This is a genomic window from Salipaludibacillus sp. CUR1 (genome assembly GCF_021028955.1).
GTDB lineage: Bacteria > Bacillota > Bacilli > Bacillales > Salisediminibacteriaceae > Salipaludibacillus.
This window is the reverse complement of record NZ_JAIWPE010000016.1, coordinates 65,849-82,738: the sequence shown is the minus strand read 5'-3', so window position 1 is coordinate 82,738 and position 16,890 is coordinate 65,849. Positions and strand designations below refer to the sequence as shown.

Here is a 16,890-nt window from a genome sequence, read left to right as displayed (position 1 = left end):
TCCTCATGTTTGCTTTTCAAGGGACTCCATCTCCTTCCATACTTCCTGGAACAAGGGAGTAAATTGGGAATCGAGACGCACATTAAAAGGAAGCTCCTCTGCAAGATGATGTGCCACCGAAAATTCTTGCTGAATGCTCCCCGGTCTGTGGGTGAGTAAAATGACGCGGTCACTCATAGCAAGTGCTTCTCCGATATCATGAGTCACGAGTATCGCTGTTTTTCCATGTGTCCGAATGGTAGAAAAAACAAGGTTTTCCAGTTTTAATTTCGTCTGGTAATCGAGAGCTGAAAAGGGTTCATCGAGAAGAAGAAGTTTAGGATCGGTAGAGAGCATTCTTACTAAAGCGACCCGCTGCCTCATACCTCCTGATAACTGGGATGGATAGTGTTTTGTCTTATCAGACAGCCCTAATGTATCCAGGAGTTCATATGCAAGCTCTTTTTCCTCACTTTTTGTTTTACCCATCGTTTTCAGCCCTAAAGTGATATTCTGTTCGATAGTAAGCCAGGGAAATAAATAATCCTGCTGGAGCATATAACCTGTTTCCGGAGTTGGTTTCTCAATTTGTTTTCCATCTAATAAAATCTGCCCTTCTGTCGGATGCAGCAAACCGGAAATAAGGGAAAGGAGAGTTGTTTTTCCGCAGCCGCTCGGTCCAATAATAGAAATGAACTCTCCCTTGTTTATAGTTAAATTAATTTTTTCTACAGCGGTTGTAACAGAATCATAAGTGAAGAATGTCTTTTCAACTTCTTTCAGCTGAAGAAAGGCCATGTCATGTTCCTACCTTTCGAATACTCTAAATAAGGTTATTCATCTATAATACGATCGGCTATCGTTCTGTTAACGAGGTCCTCGTAATCAGTTTCAGCCGGCAGTTCTCCCGCTTCATCCATTATGGCCTGAAGGTGGTACCACGCCTCTTCTTTTAATAGCGGTGTTTCCGCATATGACCCCTGGTCACGGTAGCGGATAAAGACCTGCTCAATAACATCTTCAGGCGTATCGTCAAAAAATGGGGCGATAGATTCGGCTACTGCGGCAGGTTCTTCGTTCAACACCCATTGCTGCGCACGGTACAGAGCCCTTGTGAACTTTTCGACAGTTTCTTCATCATTTTCAAGGAAACTTTGTTTTGTCATATACACAGTATACGGAACCTCTCCTGATTGGGTGCCAAAGGAATCAATAATATAGCCGATCCCCTCCTGCTCAAAAAGTGTCGCTTGAGGTTCAAACAACTGAACAAAATCGCCAGTTCCTGACGCGAAGGCAGAAGCAATATTTCCAAAATCAATATTTTGAATTAACTCTAAGTCTTCATGTGGCTCGATGCCTTGCTGTTTTAACACAAACTCTCCCACCATCTGCGGCATACCGCCCTTACGCTGGCCCAGGAAAGTGGTGCCTTTCAGGTCCTCCCAGTCAAAGTTTTCAACCGGTTCACGGGAGACAAGAAATGTCCCGTCTGTCTGTGTCAGTTGAGCAAAGTTGATCGCCGGGTCATTCGCCCCCTGGGCATAGACATAAATAGATGTCTCAGCTCCGACAAGGGCGATGTCAGCGCCGCCGGAAAGGAGAGCGGTCATCGTTGTATCTCCGCCCCACGTGGTCGTTAATTCGACCTCCAGTCCTTCTTCTTCAAAAAAACCTTCTGCCAGAGCCACATACTGAGGCGCATAAAAAATTGACCGGGTGACTTCAGCAAGCTTGACTTCAGTCATCTCATCTCCCTGGTTACAGGCCGTAACCAGTAATAGGGGAATGGAAAGCATGATTAGCAAGAGCCCTTTAAGTCTCATGGCGGTCCCTCCTTTTTCATTTAGGTATCAGTTGATGTATGTCTCTGATAACTTATGAAAAAAAGAGGTAATGTGTGCCAGGGATGAAAAACTTAAAATAATAGGGAGGACTGGGGACTTTTTTCCACACAAAAACCCTGAGTGAACTTCACTCAGGGTTTGATCAAGCCTCACCAGCACTATCAGCACAATTACCAGTTAAACTGTAGGGCCACCTTCTCTTATATGGCGCGGCATATCTTTGAATTTCTTAAAGTTTTCTTTGAATTTATAAGCAAGTTCTTTAGATTTCCGGTCGTATGCTTCAGGGTCTGCCCATGTATGCTTAGGCTGCAGAATTTCATCAGGAACACCTGGGCAGTGAAGAGGAATGTGCAAACCGAAAATTGGATCGACAGTGGTTTCAGCTGCGTTTAAGTCTCCTTGTAATGCTGCCCTGACCATGGCACGGGTATATGGCAGGCTCATTCGTTTGCCAACTCCGTAAGGGCCTCCGGACCAGCCGGTATTCACTAAATACACATTTGTGTTATGCTCCAGCATTTTGTCACCAAGCATTTCTGCATAAGCGGTAGCAGGCAGCGGAAGGAACGGCTCACCGAAGCAGGTTGAGAATGCTTCCTGAGGAGAAGTGACTCCTCTTTCAGTTCCAGCCAGCTTACTTGTGTATCCTGATAAGAAGTGGTACATCGCTTGTTCAGGAGTTAATTTACTGATTGGCGGCAGCACACCGAAAGCATCTGCTGTCAGAAAAATAATCGTGTCCGGGTGGCCTGCAATGCTCGGCTCCATACTTGAAGGGATAGCATTTAGCGGATAAGCAGCCCGTGTATTTTCAGTATAATCGTTGGCATCATAATCAGCATCTCTTGTCAGCTCATTGACTACCACGTTTTCCAGCACAGAGCCAAAACGGATGGCACGGAAAATTTCAGGTTCCTTTTCTTCAGTTAAGTTAATGCACTTGGCGTAGCACCCGCCTTCAATGTTAAAGATGCCATTAGGAGACCAGGCATGTTCGTCGTCGCCGATGAGAGCCCGGTGAGGATCGGCTGAAAGTGTCGTTTTTCCGGTGCCCGACAGGCCGAAAAATAAAGCTACATCCCCTTCATGGCCTACATTAGCCGAACAGTGCATAGGCAGTATATGCTGCTCGGGAAGCAGATAATTCATAATTGAAAAAATGGATTTTTTCATTTCTCCGGCATACTCTGTGCCTCCGATTAAGACCGTACGTTTCTCAAATGACACAATCACAAAGGCTTCGGAATTCGTGCCGTCAATGGCAGGATCTGCTTTAAAACCTGGTGCTGAGACAATCGTAAACTCAGGTAAAAGACCTTGTAATTCCTGTTCAGTAGGACGAATAAACAGCTGTCGGACAAACAGGTTATGCCATGCAAACTCATTTACGATGCGGATAGGCAGCTGGTAATTTTTATCCGCGCCTGCAAGGCCGTGACGGACAAATAATTCATCTTTATTCGATAAATAGTGTAACACTTTTTCGTATAAACGCTCGAAAATATCCGAAGAGATAGGTTTATTAACCGGACCCCAGGCAATTTTATCCACTGTCGACGGTTCTTCAACTATAAATTTGTCTTTAGGAGAGCGGCCTGTGTAATTTCCGGTTGTTGCCCTGAATGCTCCTGTGGATGTAAGGATTCCTTCTCCGCGTTCAAGGGCTTTTTCAACCAGATGGGGGACTGATAAATCCTTATTAACATTCTCACCTTGTAACACACGGCTCAGTTCAGCTTCGAAATGAATCATGCTCATGATCAACCACCCTTTCTTTTCTTAAATAAAAATGTAAAATATAAGGTTATACCTTAAATGAACTTCAGCGGCAAACTCCTTTATAAGGAGAGAAACTGGTAATGGTGATGTTCCGCTTACTTTATAGTTCTGCAATTACAGGCTGATTAATTTAATAATAGCCGCCCTGTCCTGCGCAAGAGCCGCGGGCCTCCTTGGGAAACACGCCCTGTGGGGCCTCATCTGGCTCGTTCTGCCACGGGAAAATAGCGGTTTTATAAAATTATCCCTGAAATTAATTAATAAAATCAAAGAAGCATTAAATGGGATTTAATGATAATTAGTATAACATATTTATTTAAATAGTCTATACTTATTAGGATTTTATGTGACTGTTTTTACAAGTATGAATGACAGTGGGATCTAAGCTGATTTGAAGCAGAATCTGAGGGAGGCGATTAACAAATCGTATAAAAAGGCAAGCTGAAGCTGATGTAAGTAAAGAGAAGGGTAAAGTTGCAGCAATTAGAAGATGTATACAGGAAAAATGAATATTTCTTACTTATATTTTAATAGATTAATCCTTTTTAAGGTAGCGTTTTCATAAACCGTCATCAGATTGTCATATGTGTGAAATAGTGAGCAATCTAAACAGCAAAAGCATCTCTGGTTGACAAGGAATTGAAAATCAGTTATCCTTTCTGAGAACGGATACTCTTATCCCGAGTAGGCGGAGGGACAGGCCCGACGAAGCCCAGCAACCATCACCATACCTTACAAGGTGAACGGTGCTAACCTGCAAGGCGTACGAATGATTATGTCTTGGCCGATAAGAGGTGAAAGGCGAATGGAACTTAACCTTTTCCTCTAGCAGGAAAAGGTTTTTATTATTTCAGTAAGGGTTTCCCTGCTGGAACTTAAAAATAAGTGCAGGAGAATTGGCAGCTCAAACAGAAGCGCGCAGAGGCTGGCTATTTTCTTGACCTGTTTGTTCAAAATTAAGATTTGACCATTCTGCCGGGAGAACGAGTACCGTCTAATCTAGCAGCACTTACATCTTAAAGTGTAAAATTCCGAGGAGGTACGTAAAGTGGCAGGAAGAACACGATTATTTACTTCAGAATCAGTCACAGAAGGTCATCCGGATAAAATTTGTGACCAGATATCAGATTCAATTTTGGATGAGATTATTAAAAATGACCCGAATGCCCGTGTGGCTTGCGAGACATCTGTAAATACAGGTTTAGTGCTCGTGGCGGGAGAGATTACGACTTCTACCTACGTAGATATTCCGAAAGTGGTTCGTGAAACGTTAAAAGACATTGGATATGTCAGAGCTAAGTACGGTTTTGACTATGAAACGTGTGCAGTACTGACATCTATTGATGAACAGTCTGCCGATATTGCCCAGGGAGTGGACAAGGCCCTTGAAGCGAGAGAAGGGCAAATGACGGAGGAAGAAATTGAAGCCATTGGGGCTGGCGATCAGGGGCTGATGTTCGGTTATGCGGATAACCAGACACCTGAGCTGATGCCTTTGCCGATCTCATTATCACACAAATTGGCACGCCGTCTGACTGAAGTGCGTAAAGATCAAACGATTGACTATTTACGCCCTGATGGTAAAGTGCAGGTCACTGTAGAATATGATGAGAATCAGCAACCTGTAAGAATTGATACCATTGTTATTTCTACCCAGCATCACCCTGATGTGGATACGAAACAAATTAAAGAGGATCTTTTAGAGAAAGTCATTAAGCCGGTGGTTTCTGCAGACTTGTTAGATGATAATACTAAATATTTTATCAATCCTACTGGCCGTTTTGTAATAGGAGGCCCTCAGGGAGATGCCGGGTTAACCGGACGTAAAATAATTGTAGATACTTACGGCGGATATGCGCGCCACGGCGGCGGGGCATTCTCAGGTAAGGATGCGACAAAAGTAGACCGGTCAGCAGCTTATGCGGCAAGGTATGTAGCTAAAAACATCGTAGCGGCAGGACTGGCTGAGAGGTGTGAAGTGCAGCTGGCTTATGCCATTGGCGTAGCCCAGCCTGTATCTATAGCTATTGATACGTTCGGCACAGGAAAAGTTTCAGAAGACGTACTCGTCCAGGTGGTACGTAAAAACTTTGATCTTCGTCCTGCAGGCATCATTAAAATGCTTGACCTGCGCCGTCCGATTTATAAGCAGACTGCTGCTTACGGGCATTTCGGACGCACAGATATTGATCTTCCTTGGGAAGCGACAGATAAGGCTGGTTCGCTTAAAGGAGAAGCACTGGAACTGGCAGGGCAATAATTTAATAAAAAAGAGGGGGAGCCATCAGGTTCCCCCGCTTTTTCTTATACAGATTAACTTAGGTTTCCGCTGCACTCGTTGTATGCCTGAGTGTCTGAACGGATAGCCTGCAGACTAATTCTCTTCTGCCATCTTTTTATAGTATTGCCCTTTTTCCATATAGCTTTTACGAATTCGGTCCATTTCAGCTATATCTTTTTCTGTCAGTTCTCTGACTACTTTTGCAGGTCTGCCCATTGCAAGGGAACGCGGAGGGATCTTCTTGCCCGGCGGGACAAGACTTCCAGCTCCTATAAATGCTTCTTCCCCCACTTCAGCCCCATCCAGAATGGTTGATCCCATTCCGACCAGGGCATTCTGATGGATGATGCAGCTGTGCAGAATACATTGGTGGCCAATCGTCACTCCTTCTTTTAAATGCAAAGGCAGGTCAGGGCTTTGGTGAAGCGTGCTGTTATCTTGAACATTTACTCCTTTTTCTATAATTGTGGGAGCCACGTCTCCGCGAATAACCGTATTAAACCAGATACTTGCTTTTTCGTGAATAGATACATCCCCGGTGACTATAGCACCGTCAGCTATGTAGGCAGATGAGTCAATAGACGGCCATTGGCCTTTGTACGGATATATTTTCAATGCAGACACTCCTATTCTGGCAGATGATAATTTCAGTGTACCAAATCTTGCAGTTCCCGTGGGAAGTCTTATACTTATAATTACTTGACGAAAAAGAGTACGAAAGAGAAGATTAAGGAAAATACAGTTAAAAATGGAGGTGCTGGCTGTGTGGAAGCGGGAAGCAGATAAGAATACGGCAAGAGGAGTGTTTGTAATCATCCATGGCGCAGGTGAATACCATGTGCGTTACAAGTGGGTGGCAGAAAAGCTGAACAGCTTTAACTTTCACGTCATTCTCGGAGATTTACCGGGACAAGGAACGAGTGAAGGACCAAGAGGCCACATTACTAAATTTGAAAATTACATAACTGAAATATCAGCTTGGATTAAGGAAGCGGAGTCTTACAATCTGCCGGTCATTCTTCTCGGACACAGTATGGGAGGACTGATTACGACGAGAGCACTGATGGAAATGAAAGAACAATCTCTCCCGGATATGGTTATCCTGTCTTCACCTTGTTTTGGTTTATTTACTACTCCGCCTTTAGCCAAAAAAGCGGTGTCTTATTTGCTGAATAAGGTCACTCCCGGGCTGAAATTTCCTTCCGGCCTTGAACCGGGCTCAGGGACCCGGGATCCTTATATGCGTAAACGGGATGAATCCGACAATTTACTTGTCAAACACGTCAGTATCCGCTGGTACCGCGAACTGGAAAAGGCGATGGCTATTGCCCGCGAGCGTTCAGAAGAGTTCCCCGACGTTCCTCTTCTGCTTATGCAGGGAGGCGATGACAGAATTGTAGATAAATATCACGTGAAAGAATGGTTTGACAAAGTTAAATTAAGTGATAAATATTATAAAGAATGGGAAGGACTTTACCATGAAGTTCTTAACGAGCCTGAGAAAAACCGCGTATTAGCGCACATGCTCGGGTTTGTATTTATGCATCTTGATAATTAAAAAAAACGCCTGCCCATGGAGCAGTCTCCCGGCAGGTTTTCACTTGGATATAGAAACTGACATACTTGAACTCAATGAATCAACCGGAGGAATTTACTGTGAAAATCCCGAAAACATCCTGGACATTAATGTACAACGTTTATAAACAAGTTATCCCAGCTGTTCATGAATTTTTAGATGAATGGAGAAAAAGAGCAGAAACGATTCCTAACAGTGAATTAAGGACACAGGCGATTATGAGTATCGAATCGAAGGCGTTCCATTGTGAAGGCGGCGCGATATATGCTCTACTGGCCGGCAGTCATTTCCGCACAGCTGTCAGGTTTATAGTGGCTTACCAGACAATCAGTGATTATTTGGATAATTTATGCGACCGCAGTACATCTCTTGACCCTGAGGATTTCAGAACGCTTCATCAGTCTATGCTGGATGCTTTAACGCCGGGGGCTTCGTGGAAAAATTACTACGAACTTAGAAACGACCAGGACGATGGCGGGTATCTGGCGGCACTTGTGCAGACATGCCAGGACTGCGTTAAGAGTTTTCGGTCTTATTCAGCTGTTCAGGAGGAGAACCTTTTATTAGCCGGGCTTTACTGTGACCTCCAGGTACATAAACATGTGAAAAAAGAAGACCGGATGCCCAGGCTGACGAGCTGGTTTGAAAAACATAAACGGGACCTCCCGCCAATGGCATGGTACGAGTTTTCAGCAAGTGCAGGTTCAACTCTCGGTATATTCTGCCTGACTGCCTATTCTGCTTCACATTCAGCCCTGAAACCTGAAAAGGCTGCCTTGATTAAAAACGGGTATTTTCCGTGGGTTCAGGGACTTCATATCTTAATGGACTATTTTATCGATCAGGAAGAAGACCGGGAAGGCGGGGATCTGAATTTCTGTTTTTATTATAAAAATGAAGAAGAAATGCTTAAACGGATGGAGCATTTTTTTAAACAAGCGGAAAGCAGCTTACGGAAGCTGCCGGACCACCGTTTTCACAGGCTTATTAACAATGGTCTTATAGCCATTTATTTGGCCGACGACAAGGTTAAAAATGACAGGGAGTTGAAGAATAAAGGCAAACGGCTTATAAGAAGCGGTGGTGCACCGACACTGTTTTTCTATTTGAACGGCTGGATATACCGGCGAAGAAGCGGGACATGAAAAAACTTCTGAAAGCCGCTCCAGGCTTTCAGAAGTAATTACCTTTTCTCAACCGCAATAACAAAAGGCGGAGAATTTCTCTGGTTGGTAAAGCGGTACTCAAGCACATGGAAGTCCTCCTGGGGTAAGGATCGCACAAAAGGAAGCAGTTTGTCTTTTTCAACCTTGCCTTCTTCGTGTCCGTAATAAACGACTAAAACAATTATACCGCCAGGCTTCAGGTGCTTAGTAAGCTGCTCGACAGCACTGATGGTTGTATCAGGGGCTGTGACAACGGTTTTGTCGCTTCCCGGGAGGTAACCGAGGTTAAATACCGCTCCGTCGATGTTCCCTCTGTGAATGTCAGATAAATACGTTTCCAGTTTTTCGTGTCCATTGTGGATGAGCTGAACCTGGCAGTCTGCCTGTTCGGCTTTTACCCGGTTCTCTGTAGCGGCTACAGCATTTTTTTGAACATCAAAGCTGTAAACCGTTCCTTTTTCTCCTACAAGCTTTGCAAGGAAAACGGTGTCGTGGCCGTTTCCAGCTGTCGCATCCACTGCCACCCCGTTAAGGGGGACTGACTTTTTTAAAAGTTCTCTTGCGAAAGGGAGGATGCCTGTTAAGTTCATGGAGCTGAAACCTCCTCATGTTTCCCTGACGGCTGATAGTATTTTCCCTGCCAGCTGTTTCGTTCTTTCATTTCTTTATCAATGCCATTTAATACTTCCCATTTATTCAGGCTCCACATCGGACCAATCATTAATTCAGCTGGACCGTCTCCTGTGAGCCGGTGGACAATCATGGATGGCGGTATGACTTCGAGCTGATCGCAGACAAGTTTAATATAGGTGTCTTTTTCCATCAGGTCAACCAGTCCTTTTTCGTACTGCTTCACCATCGGTGTCCGTTTAAGAAGATGGAGAAGATGTATTTTTATGCCCTGTACATCCAGTTTGGCGACTTCTTTAGCTGTTTCAAGCATCATTTCCGGTGTTTCCAGCGGTAATCCGTTTATAATATGGCTGCAGATCCGGATGTTGTGCTTTCTCAGACGATTAACGCCATCGACATAACATTGGAAATCGTGTGCTCTGTTTATAAGATCTCCTGTCCGGTCATGGGCGCTTTGCAAGCCGAGTTCCACCCATAAGTAAGTCCGCTCGTTTAATTCGGCCAGATACTCTACCACATCTTCCGGAAGACAATCAGGGCGTGTAGCAATAGCCAGCCCGACCACATCCTCCTGTTCCAGGATGCATTCAAACATATCTCTTAATTCCTCTACTGGCGCATAAGTGTTAGTATATGCCTGGAAATAGCCAATGTACTTGCCGGTTTTCCATTTCCGGTGCAGCTTTTCTTTAATGGTGTGAAACTGGGTGACGAGGTCTTCCCGTCTGTCGCCCGCAAAGTCACCTGACCCGCGTTCGCTGCAAAATGTGCAGCCGCCGCTTGCCGCTTTTCCGTCCCTGTTCGGACAGTCAAAACCGCCATCCAGCGGAACTTTAAATATTTTTTCACCGAAATGGTTTTTTAAATGGTAATTCCACGTATGATACCTTTTCTCTCCAAAAAGAAGAGGGTTTTCTTTCGTCATGATGAGTTCATCAACCTTTCACTGGCATTCTTTTAAAATGTCTATAACTTTCTCTATATTATCAGAAGACACATCAAGATTAGTTGTAAAGCGCAGAGCCTGCGGTTTATACTGGATGACCGCCACCCCTTTTTCATGCAGAAGGTGTACCCATTCACTGGCGCTTCTTGAAGACATAGAAGTTTCCGCGATAATAATATTTGTTTCCACTTTGTGGTTTACTGATAAGTCCGTGAAGCGGTTAATTGCATCAGCCAGACGTTTTGCATGCTTATGATCCTCGCTCAGCCGCTGTTTATTCGATTTAAGCGCGAAGAGTCCCGGCGCAGCAAGTACGCCCGCCTGACGGAGTCCGCCACCAAGCATTTTACGTTTTTTGCGGGCAATGTCAATGAATGCCTGACTGCCTGCGAGAATGGAACCCACAGGTGCACCGAGGCCTTTAGATAAACAAAACTGAATAGAATCAGTATATTGGGAGATCTCTTTGACAGAAACTCCGCTTGCTTCTGAAGCATTGAAAAGACGGGCACCATCCATATGGACAGGGATTTTGTGTTTATTTGCCAATTCTTTGACAGATTTTAAATAAGATAATGGCAGCACAGCTCCACCGCTTCGGTTATGGGTATTTTCAAGCCAGATGAGTCCTGTTTCCGGATAATGCACATCATCAGGCCTGATGGCTTCTTCCATCACTTCTAATGAAATCCGGCCAAGCTCATGGGGCAGAATTCTTGACTGGAGCCCGGCAAAGGCCGAGATAGCAGCACCTTCATAAACAAACACATGGGCATCTTCGTCCATAATGACTTCCTGCCCCGGCCTGGTGTGGGTAAGAAGAGCCGCCTGGTTTCCTTGAGTTCCGCTTGTGACAAACAGGGCTGATTCCTTGCCTGTAAGGTCAGCCGCATATTTTTCCAGCTCATTGACTGTCGGGTCTTCTCTATATACATCATCGCCAACTTCAGCTTTTGCCATCATATCTCTCATTAACTGGCTCGGCTTAGTGACGGTATCGCTCCGCAAATCGATCATTTATTAATCCCCCTCGTTGTTCTGCTTTCTATATCCTATCACATGTGGAAAACGTGAAAAATCAGTCCATAGAATAATTATTGAAAGTTAATTGCTAATTTTGAAGTAATCTACTACTATTTACTTAGAGTAACGAAATACTGAGGGGGATCGGAATGCCAAAAGCAATATGGATCTTAGTCATTGGAATGACTATAAATGTCACCGGAGCTTCCTTTCTGTGGCCGTTAAATACGATATATATAAGCCAGGAACTGGGACAGTCTCTGACTGTGGCGGGCAGTGTGCTTATGGTAAATGCGGCTGCAGGTATAACCGGCAATTTGATCGGCGGTAAATTATTCGACCGGATCGGAGGGTACAAAACGATCATAACAGGTGTGTCTATTACGATGGCCAGCGCCTTTTCATTAGCCGCTCTTCACCATTCATTTACAGCTTACGTAGTGCTTTTAATCGGCCTCGGATTTGGTGCAGGTATGATGGTTCCCTGTATGTACGCTTTCGCAGGAGCCGTCTGGCCGGAAGGCGGCAGAAGGCCATTTAATGCCATGTACGTGGCCCAGAATGTCGGTGTAGCCGCCGGGGCAGCCATAGGCGGCCTTTTGGCGAGTGTCCGCTTTGATCTTGTTTTTTTAGGAAATGGCTTGATGTATTTAAGCTTTTTCATTCTCGCGTTCTTTTTCTTTAAAAACTTGCAGGCTGAGGGTAACCGTGCGTCAACTTCCAATATATTTGAACAGACTCAGAAAATTGAAAATCAAAAACGCTTTCAGGCCCTTCTTCTTTTATGCGCAGGTTTCTTAGTCTGCTGGATTGCCTATACTCAGTGGGCATCTACTATCTCGGTTCATACACAAAATCTCGGTATCCCATTAAGTTATTACAGTCTGCTGTGGACCATTAACGGCAGTATGATTATCTTTTTTCAGCCGGTTATCAAATTTTTTATCCAACGCTGGGTTCACTCGCTTAAATCCCAGATTTACGTGGGATTAAGTATATTTATGGTCTCTTATCTTATACTCGCTCAAGCTGAAGTGTTCACTGCATTTGTAGCTGCTATGATTATCCTCACTATCGGGGAAATGTTTGTGTGGCCGGCGGTCCCTACAATAGCCCATCAGCTCGCGCCACAGGGAAAAGCAGGCTTTTACCAGGGGATTGTAAACAGCATCGGTACCGGAGGGAGACTTATAGGCCCGTTCTTTGGCGGACTAATGGCCGATGTGTTCGGTATGGCTGTCCTGTTTTATGTGCTGGCCGCCATGTTCTCCATCTCATTTATAATGACAAAAATTTTCGACCGGGGGGTGCCTCATTTGCAATTCACGCGGACGGCTAAAGAAAAGTCAGTCTCTTAATATAACCGGCGGCAAATCGAAAGGCTTTCCCGTATAGAGCGGTATATAACTCATTTATTTTGGAGATGATGAAGACAACCGTTCTTGACAGTACGGATCAGCATGCATACAATAGCTAATAATGCCTAATAAAATTGTATTTTCTTAAAAATGCAGAAAAGGACTAGTAGTAAGGAGTCCGTTTTTCAGAGAGTTAACGTCTGGTGGGAGTTAACAGCGGTGCCTTATGAACTCGCCTTGGAGTTGCAATTGGGAGTGTGATCGTACCTTTTGCCGTATTGCCGGCGTTAACGGCCTTGAGTGAGTGCAGCTTTTCAGCGCACTAAACGTGGGTGGTACCGCGGGAAGGATGTTTATCAGCCTCTCGTCCCTAGTGATAAAACTAGTGATGAGGGGCTTTTCTGCTTTCAGGCGTTACTGTGGTAAAAATATCAGATAGAGAAACTATGAGGGAGGTTGTTGAATTGGCTTTTAACCATCAACAAATCGAAAAGAAATGGCAGCAGTTCTGGGAGGATAATAAAACATTTAAAACAACTGAAGATCCTTCAAAAAAGAAATTTTATGCACTGGATATGTTTCCTTATCCATCTGGAGCAGGGCTTCATGTCGGGCATCCTGAAGGCTATACTGCCACGGATATCGTATCGCGTATGAAACGGATGCAGGGGTATAATGTGCTCCATCCTATGGGGTGGGATGCATTCGGTCTGCCTGCAGAGCAGTATGCACTAGATACGGGAAAACATCCGAGGGAATTTACTGAACAGAATATTAATAATTTCCGCCGCCAGATTAAAGCGCTCGGTTTTTCTTATGACTGGGACAGGGAAGTGAACACGACTGATGAAGACTATTATAAATGGACGCAATGGATTTTCCTCCAGCTTTATAAAGAAGGTCTTGCTTACGTCGACGAAGTAGCGGTCAACTGGTGTCCGGCACTCGGCACCGTCCTTGCAAATGAAGAAGTGATTGACGGAAAAAGTGAACGCGGAGGGCACCCTGTGGAACGCCGTCCGATGAAGCAGTGGATGCTGAAAATTACAGCTTATGCTGACCGCCTTCTTGAAGATCTGGAAGAACTGGACTGGCCTGAGAGCATTAAAGACATGCAGCGTAACTGGATTGGACGGTCAGAAGGGGCTGATGTCCATTTTAAACTTGCGGACTCAGATGAACAGATCACCGTTTTTACAACGCGGCCGGACACTCTTTTTGGATCTACTTATCTCGTACTGGCTCCTGAGCACCCTCTTGTTGAGGTGGTGACGTCCAGCGAAAAATCAGACGAGGTCAAAGCCTATCAGGAAAAAGTCGGAACGAAGAGCGATTTGGAAAGAACTGAACTTGCAAAAGAAAAAACAGGTGTGTTTACTGGAGGCTATGCCGTCCACCCCGTCACTGATGAAAAAGTTCCAGTCTGGATTGCAGACTATGTCCTTGTAAATTATGGAACGGGAGCCATTATGGCGGTGCCGGGGCACGATGAGCGGGACTATGAATTCGCAAAAGCGTTTGACCTGCCAATTGTGGAAGTGGTGTCAGGCGGTGACCTGTCGAAAGAAGCGTATACCGGAGACGGGGCGCATGTTAATTCTGACTTTTTAAACGGGCTGGAAAATGACGAAGCGATTTCAAAAATGTGTGAGTGGCTTGAGGCTAATGAAAAAGGGAAGCGTCAAATCACTTACAGGCTGCGTGACTGGTTGTTCAGCCGCCAGCGTTACTGGGGAGAGCCGATTCCAATGATTCATTGGGAAGACGGAACGATGGAACCTGTCCCGGAAGAAGAGTTGCCCCTGACTCTTCCTGAAATGGACGAGTTTAAACCATCAGGAACTGGAGAGTCTCCGTTAGCAAATAATACTGACTGGCTTTATGTCACAGATCCCGAGACTGGCAGGAAAGGCCGCCGTGAGACGAATACCATGCCGCAGTGGGCAGGAAGCTGCTGGTATTATTTACGGTATATAGATCCTGAAAATAATGACCAGCTGGCAGACCCGCAGAAGTTAGACCAATGGCTACCTGTAGATATTTATATCGGAGGGGCTGAGCATGCGGTTCTCCACTTGTTATATGCGCGATTCTGGCATAAAGTGCTCTATGATATCGGAGTAGTTCCAACTAAAGAACCTTTCCAGAAGCTGTATAACCAGGGGATGATCCTAGGGGAAAACAATGAAAAAATGAGTAAATCAAAAGGCAATGTCGTCAACCCGGATGACATTATTGATTCTCATGGAGCGGACACTTTAAGATTATATGAAATGTTTATGGGGCCGCTTGATGCTTCCGTAGCCTGGAGCGAGAACGGACTTGACGGTGCCCGCAGGTTCCTTGATCGGGTCTGGCGGTTAATTATAACAGATGAAGGGAAATTAAGTCCTGTAATTGAGGACGCTCAGGGAAGCGACGAGATGACACGCGTCTATCACCAGACAGTTAAAAAAGTAACCGATGATTTTACTGATTTGCGATTTAATACAGGTATTTCACAAATGATGGTCTTCGTCAATGAAGCTTATAAACAGAATAAATTGTCACGAAGCCACCTGGAAGGTTTTGTGAAGCTGCTTTCACCGGTGGCGCCTCATCTCAGTGAAGAGCTATGGAGCCGCCTGGGCCATGGAGATACTCTTGCTTACAGCACGTGGCCTGTTTATGACGAGGCATGGTTAGTAGAGAACGAAGTTGAAATTGCAGTACAGGTAAACGGTAAAGTGCGTACTAAGCTGATGACGGCTAAAGATGCAAGCCGTGAAGATATGGAAGAGCAAGCATTGGCCAATGATAAAATTAAAGAAGAAATAGAAGGAAAGACTGTGCGAAAAGTGATTGCCGTTCCTGGAAAATTAGTTAATATTGTAGCTACCTGACGCTAAAAACGGCTGAAGAGTTCATACTCTTTCAGCCGTTTTTTTGGGTTTACGAGCAGTCTGCCGGTTATAAAAGAATCTATTCTTCTTCAACGACGGCAGCCCTGCCCGCTGTGTAGCCTGTTGAAAAGGCAACAGTAATATTATAGCCTCCAGTGTATCCGTGAAGATCCAGCACTTCTCCGCAAAAAAACAATCCTTTTATCAGTTTTGATTCCATCCGTTTTGGCTGTATTTCTTTCACACTCACCCCGCCGCCTGTTACAAACGCTTTTTCTATAGATAACGTGCCTGTAGCCGTGACAGGAAAAGCTTTCATAAGAGCAGTCAGAGCCCGAAGTTTTTCAGCGGAAATTTGACTGTAAACAGTTAGCGGATCTATATCTGCTGATTTGAGCATGAGAGGAATAAGCCTGTCAGGCAAAAAGCCGGACACGGCATTTTTGACTGCTTTTTTTTGCTGCTCTTTAAGCATTTTAGTCAGTCGTTGAAACAGCTGCTCTTCATTTTCTTCAGGGAAGAGGTCAATTTTAAGAGGGATACTGTTTACTCTGTGTTTCTTTTTTGCTTTAATCACATATTGGCTGCACCTCAATCCAATCGGGCCTGAAATGCCAAAATGAGTAAAAATCATATCTCCCTCATGCTCTTTTATTACTTTTCTCTTTTTTGGATCGATTACAGACAGCCGGACGTTTCTTAAGGAGAGCCCCTGAAGATCTTTCTTTTTTATAAAACTGTCGCTGCATGTGATTGGGACTTCAGTCGGGTAAAGCTCCGTGATTGTGTGTCCTGCTTTTTCAGCCCATGTATAGCCGTCGCCAGTTGAACCGGTATGAGGGACGGACATCCCGCCGGCAGCTACAATCACTTTTCCAGCATGTAAAACTTCACCTGAGGCCAGCTCCACTCCCTTTACTTCTTTATCTTTATCATTAAATATAAGATCTTTAACTTCTGTTTTGGTCCGTATATCAACTCTTAAAGCTCTGATCCTATTTAAGAGCGCCCGGACAACTTCTACAGCTTTATCATTCACAGGAAACATTCTGCCATTATCTTCTTCTTTCAACTGGATTCCCAGCCCTTCAAAGAAAGTGATAATATCTTCATTGTTAAAAACTGCAAAAGGGCTGTACATAAAACGCCCATTGCCTGGGATATGTTTAATCAGTGTTTCTGTGTCAGCCCGGTTAGTTACATTGCACCTGCCGCCTCCGGAAATTGCCAGTTTACGTCCCAGTTTATTACCTTTATCTATAAGCGTCACTTTTGCGCCGTGTTCAGCTGCTGCAACCGAGGCCATAAGCCCTGCTGGTCCGCCGCCGATTACAATTACGTCTGTCATGGAATAACCTCATTTCATTATAGAAAAGACTTCTTATTAATTTTACTTGGATTTTGCCTGCTTGTCCAA

General features: G+C 44.7%; 13 protein-coding genes, 1 riboswitch and 1 other annotated feature. Of the genes, 5 read left to right on the top strand and 8 right to left on the bottom strand.

Annotated elements, in window-relative coordinates; genetic code table 11:
* Positions 1–3: 3 nt before the first annotated feature.
* From K8O68_RS03410 to pckA, 3 genes are all read right to left on the bottom strand, one after another.
* Positions 4–777, bottom strand: a complete 774-nt coding sequence (locus tag K8O68_RS03410; RefSeq protein WP_230895534.1) for an ABC transporter ATP-binding protein — start codon at positions 775–777, stop codon at positions 4–6.
* A gap of 35 nt (positions 778–812) precedes the next feature.
* A complete protein-coding gene (locus tag K8O68_RS03405; protein ID WP_370640476.1) occupies positions 813–1,805 on the bottom strand; it encodes an ABC transporter substrate-binding protein in 993 nt (330 codons plus the stop codon).
* Between the two features lie 198 nt (positions 1,806–2,003).
* Positions 2,004–3,587 carry a phosphoenolpyruvate carboxykinase (ATP) gene (gene pckA / locus K8O68_RS03400; RefSeq protein WP_230895533.1) on the bottom strand — a complete coding sequence of 528 codons (1,584 nt, stop codon included), beginning with the start codon at positions 3,585–3,587 and terminating at the stop codon, positions 2,004–2,006.
* Between the two features lie 693 nt (positions 3,588–4,280).
* Positions 4,281–4,402: riboswitch (SAM riboswitch) on the top strand.
* Positions 4,403–4,656: 254 nt separating this feature from the next.
* Between pckA and metK the strand changes: the two genes are divergently transcribed.
* The gene (metK, locus tag K8O68_RS03395) at positions 4,657–5,868 is read left to right on the top strand and encodes a methionine adenosyltransferase (RefSeq protein WP_230895532.1); all 1,212 of its coding nucleotides are present in this window, start codon (positions 4,657–4,659) and stop codon (positions 5,866–5,868) included.
* A 114-nt stretch (positions 5,869–5,982) separates the two neighbouring features.
* On the opposite strand, the gene K8O68_RS03390 is transcribed toward metK, so the two are convergent.
* Positions 5,983–6,504, bottom strand: coding sequence for a gamma carbonic anhydrase (locus K8O68_RS03390; RefSeq protein ID WP_230895531.1), 522 nt, complete (start codon positions 6,502–6,504; stop codon positions 5,983–5,985).
* Positions 6,505–6,652: 148 nt separating this feature from the next.
* Here K8O68_RS03390 and K8O68_RS03385 point away from each other — a divergent pair, with 148 nt between their 5' ends.
* A complete protein-coding gene (locus tag K8O68_RS03385; RefSeq protein ID WP_230895530.1) occupies positions 6,653–7,447 on the top strand; it encodes an alpha/beta hydrolase in 795 nt (264 codons plus the stop codon).
* Positions 7,448–7,545: 98 nt separating this feature from the next.
* Positions 7,546–8,610, top strand: a complete 1,065-nt coding sequence (locus tag K8O68_RS03380) for a tetraprenyl-beta-curcumene synthase family protein (RefSeq protein ID WP_230895529.1) — start codon at positions 7,546–7,548, stop codon at positions 8,608–8,610.
* Positions 8,611–8,648: 38 nt separating this feature from the next.
* On the opposite strand, the gene mnmM is transcribed toward K8O68_RS03380, so the two are convergent.
* The 3 genes from mnmM to ltaE are packed head-to-tail and all read right to left on the bottom strand — an operon-like array spanning position 8,649 to position 11,227.
* Entirely contained in the window at positions 8,649–9,221 is a 573-nt protein-coding gene (gene mnmM, locus K8O68_RS03375) for a tRNA 5-(aminomethyl)-2-thiouridylate-methyltransferase MnmM (RefSeq protein WP_230895528.1), read from the bottom strand.
* Positions 9,218–10,189, bottom strand: a complete 972-nt coding sequence (gene mnmL / locus K8O68_RS03370; protein ID WP_230895527.1) for a tRNA modification radical SAM protein MnmL/YtqA — start codon at positions 10,187–10,189, stop codon at positions 9,218–9,220. Before mnmL ends, mnmM begins: the two co-directional genes overlap by 4 nt.
* A gap of 18 nt (positions 10,190–10,207) precedes the next feature.
* Entirely contained in the window at positions 10,208–11,227 is a 1,020-nt protein-coding gene (ltaE, locus tag K8O68_RS03365; RefSeq protein ID WP_230895526.1) for a low-specificity L-threonine aldolase, read from the bottom strand.
* A 155-nt stretch (positions 11,228–11,382) separates the two neighbouring features.
* On the opposite strand from ltaE, the gene K8O68_RS03360 reads away from it, so the two are divergent.
* Positions 11,383–12,591, top strand: a complete 1,209-nt coding sequence (locus K8O68_RS03360; RefSeq protein WP_230895525.1) for an MDR family MFS transporter — start codon at positions 11,383–11,385, stop codon at positions 12,589–12,591.
* A gap of 144 nt (positions 12,592–12,735) precedes the next feature.
* Positions 12,736–12,966: a binding site (T-box leader), on the top strand.
* Positions 12,967–13,055: 89 nt separating this feature from the next.
* Positions 13,056–15,473 (top strand): leucine--tRNA ligase, encoded by a 2,418-nt coding sequence (gene leuS / locus K8O68_RS03355; RefSeq protein WP_230895524.1) that lies wholly within the window; start codon positions 13,056–13,058, stop codon positions 15,471–15,473.
* A gap of 79 nt (positions 15,474–15,552) precedes the next feature.
* Here the strand turns inward: leuS and K8O68_RS03350 are convergent, their stop codons facing one another.
* Entirely contained in the window at positions 15,553–16,821 is a 1,269-nt protein-coding gene (locus K8O68_RS03350) for a BaiN/RdsA family NAD(P)/FAD-dependent oxidoreductase (protein ID WP_230895523.1), read from the bottom strand.
* Between the last annotated feature and the right edge of the window lie 69 nt (positions 16,822–16,890).

Bases quoted from the DNA above. Each gene is read 5' to 3' on its own strand.
- K8O68_RS03360 (WP_230895525.1), top strand. From the start codon at position 11,383: ATGCCAAAAGCAATATGGATCTTAGTCATTGGAATGACTATAAATGTC.
- K8O68_RS03405 (WP_370640476.1), bottom strand. From the start codon at position 1,805: ATGAGACTTAAAGGGCTCTTGCTAATCATGCTTTCCATTCCCCTATTA.
- K8O68_RS03350 (WP_230895523.1), bottom strand. From the start codon at position 16,821: ATGACAGACGTAATTGTAATCGGCGGCGGACCAGCAGGGCTTATGGCC.
- ltaE (WP_230895526.1), bottom strand. From the start codon at position 11,227: ATGATCGATTTGCGGAGCGATACCGTCACTAAGCCGAGCCAGTTAATG.
- mnmL (WP_230895527.1), bottom strand. From the start codon at position 10,189: ATGACGAAAGAAAACCCTCTTCTTTTTGGAGAGAAAAGGTATCATACG.
- mnmM (WP_230895528.1), bottom strand. From the start codon at position 9,221: ATGAACTTAACAGGCATCCTCCCTTTCGCAAGAGAACTTTTAAAAAAG.
- K8O68_RS03410 (WP_230895534.1), bottom strand. From the start codon at position 777: ATGGCCTTTCTTCAGCTGAAAGAAGTTGAAAAGACATTCTTCACTTAT.
- pckA (WP_230895533.1), bottom strand. From the start codon at position 3,587: ATGAGCATGATTCATTTCGAAGCTGAACTGAGCCGTGTGTTACAAGGT.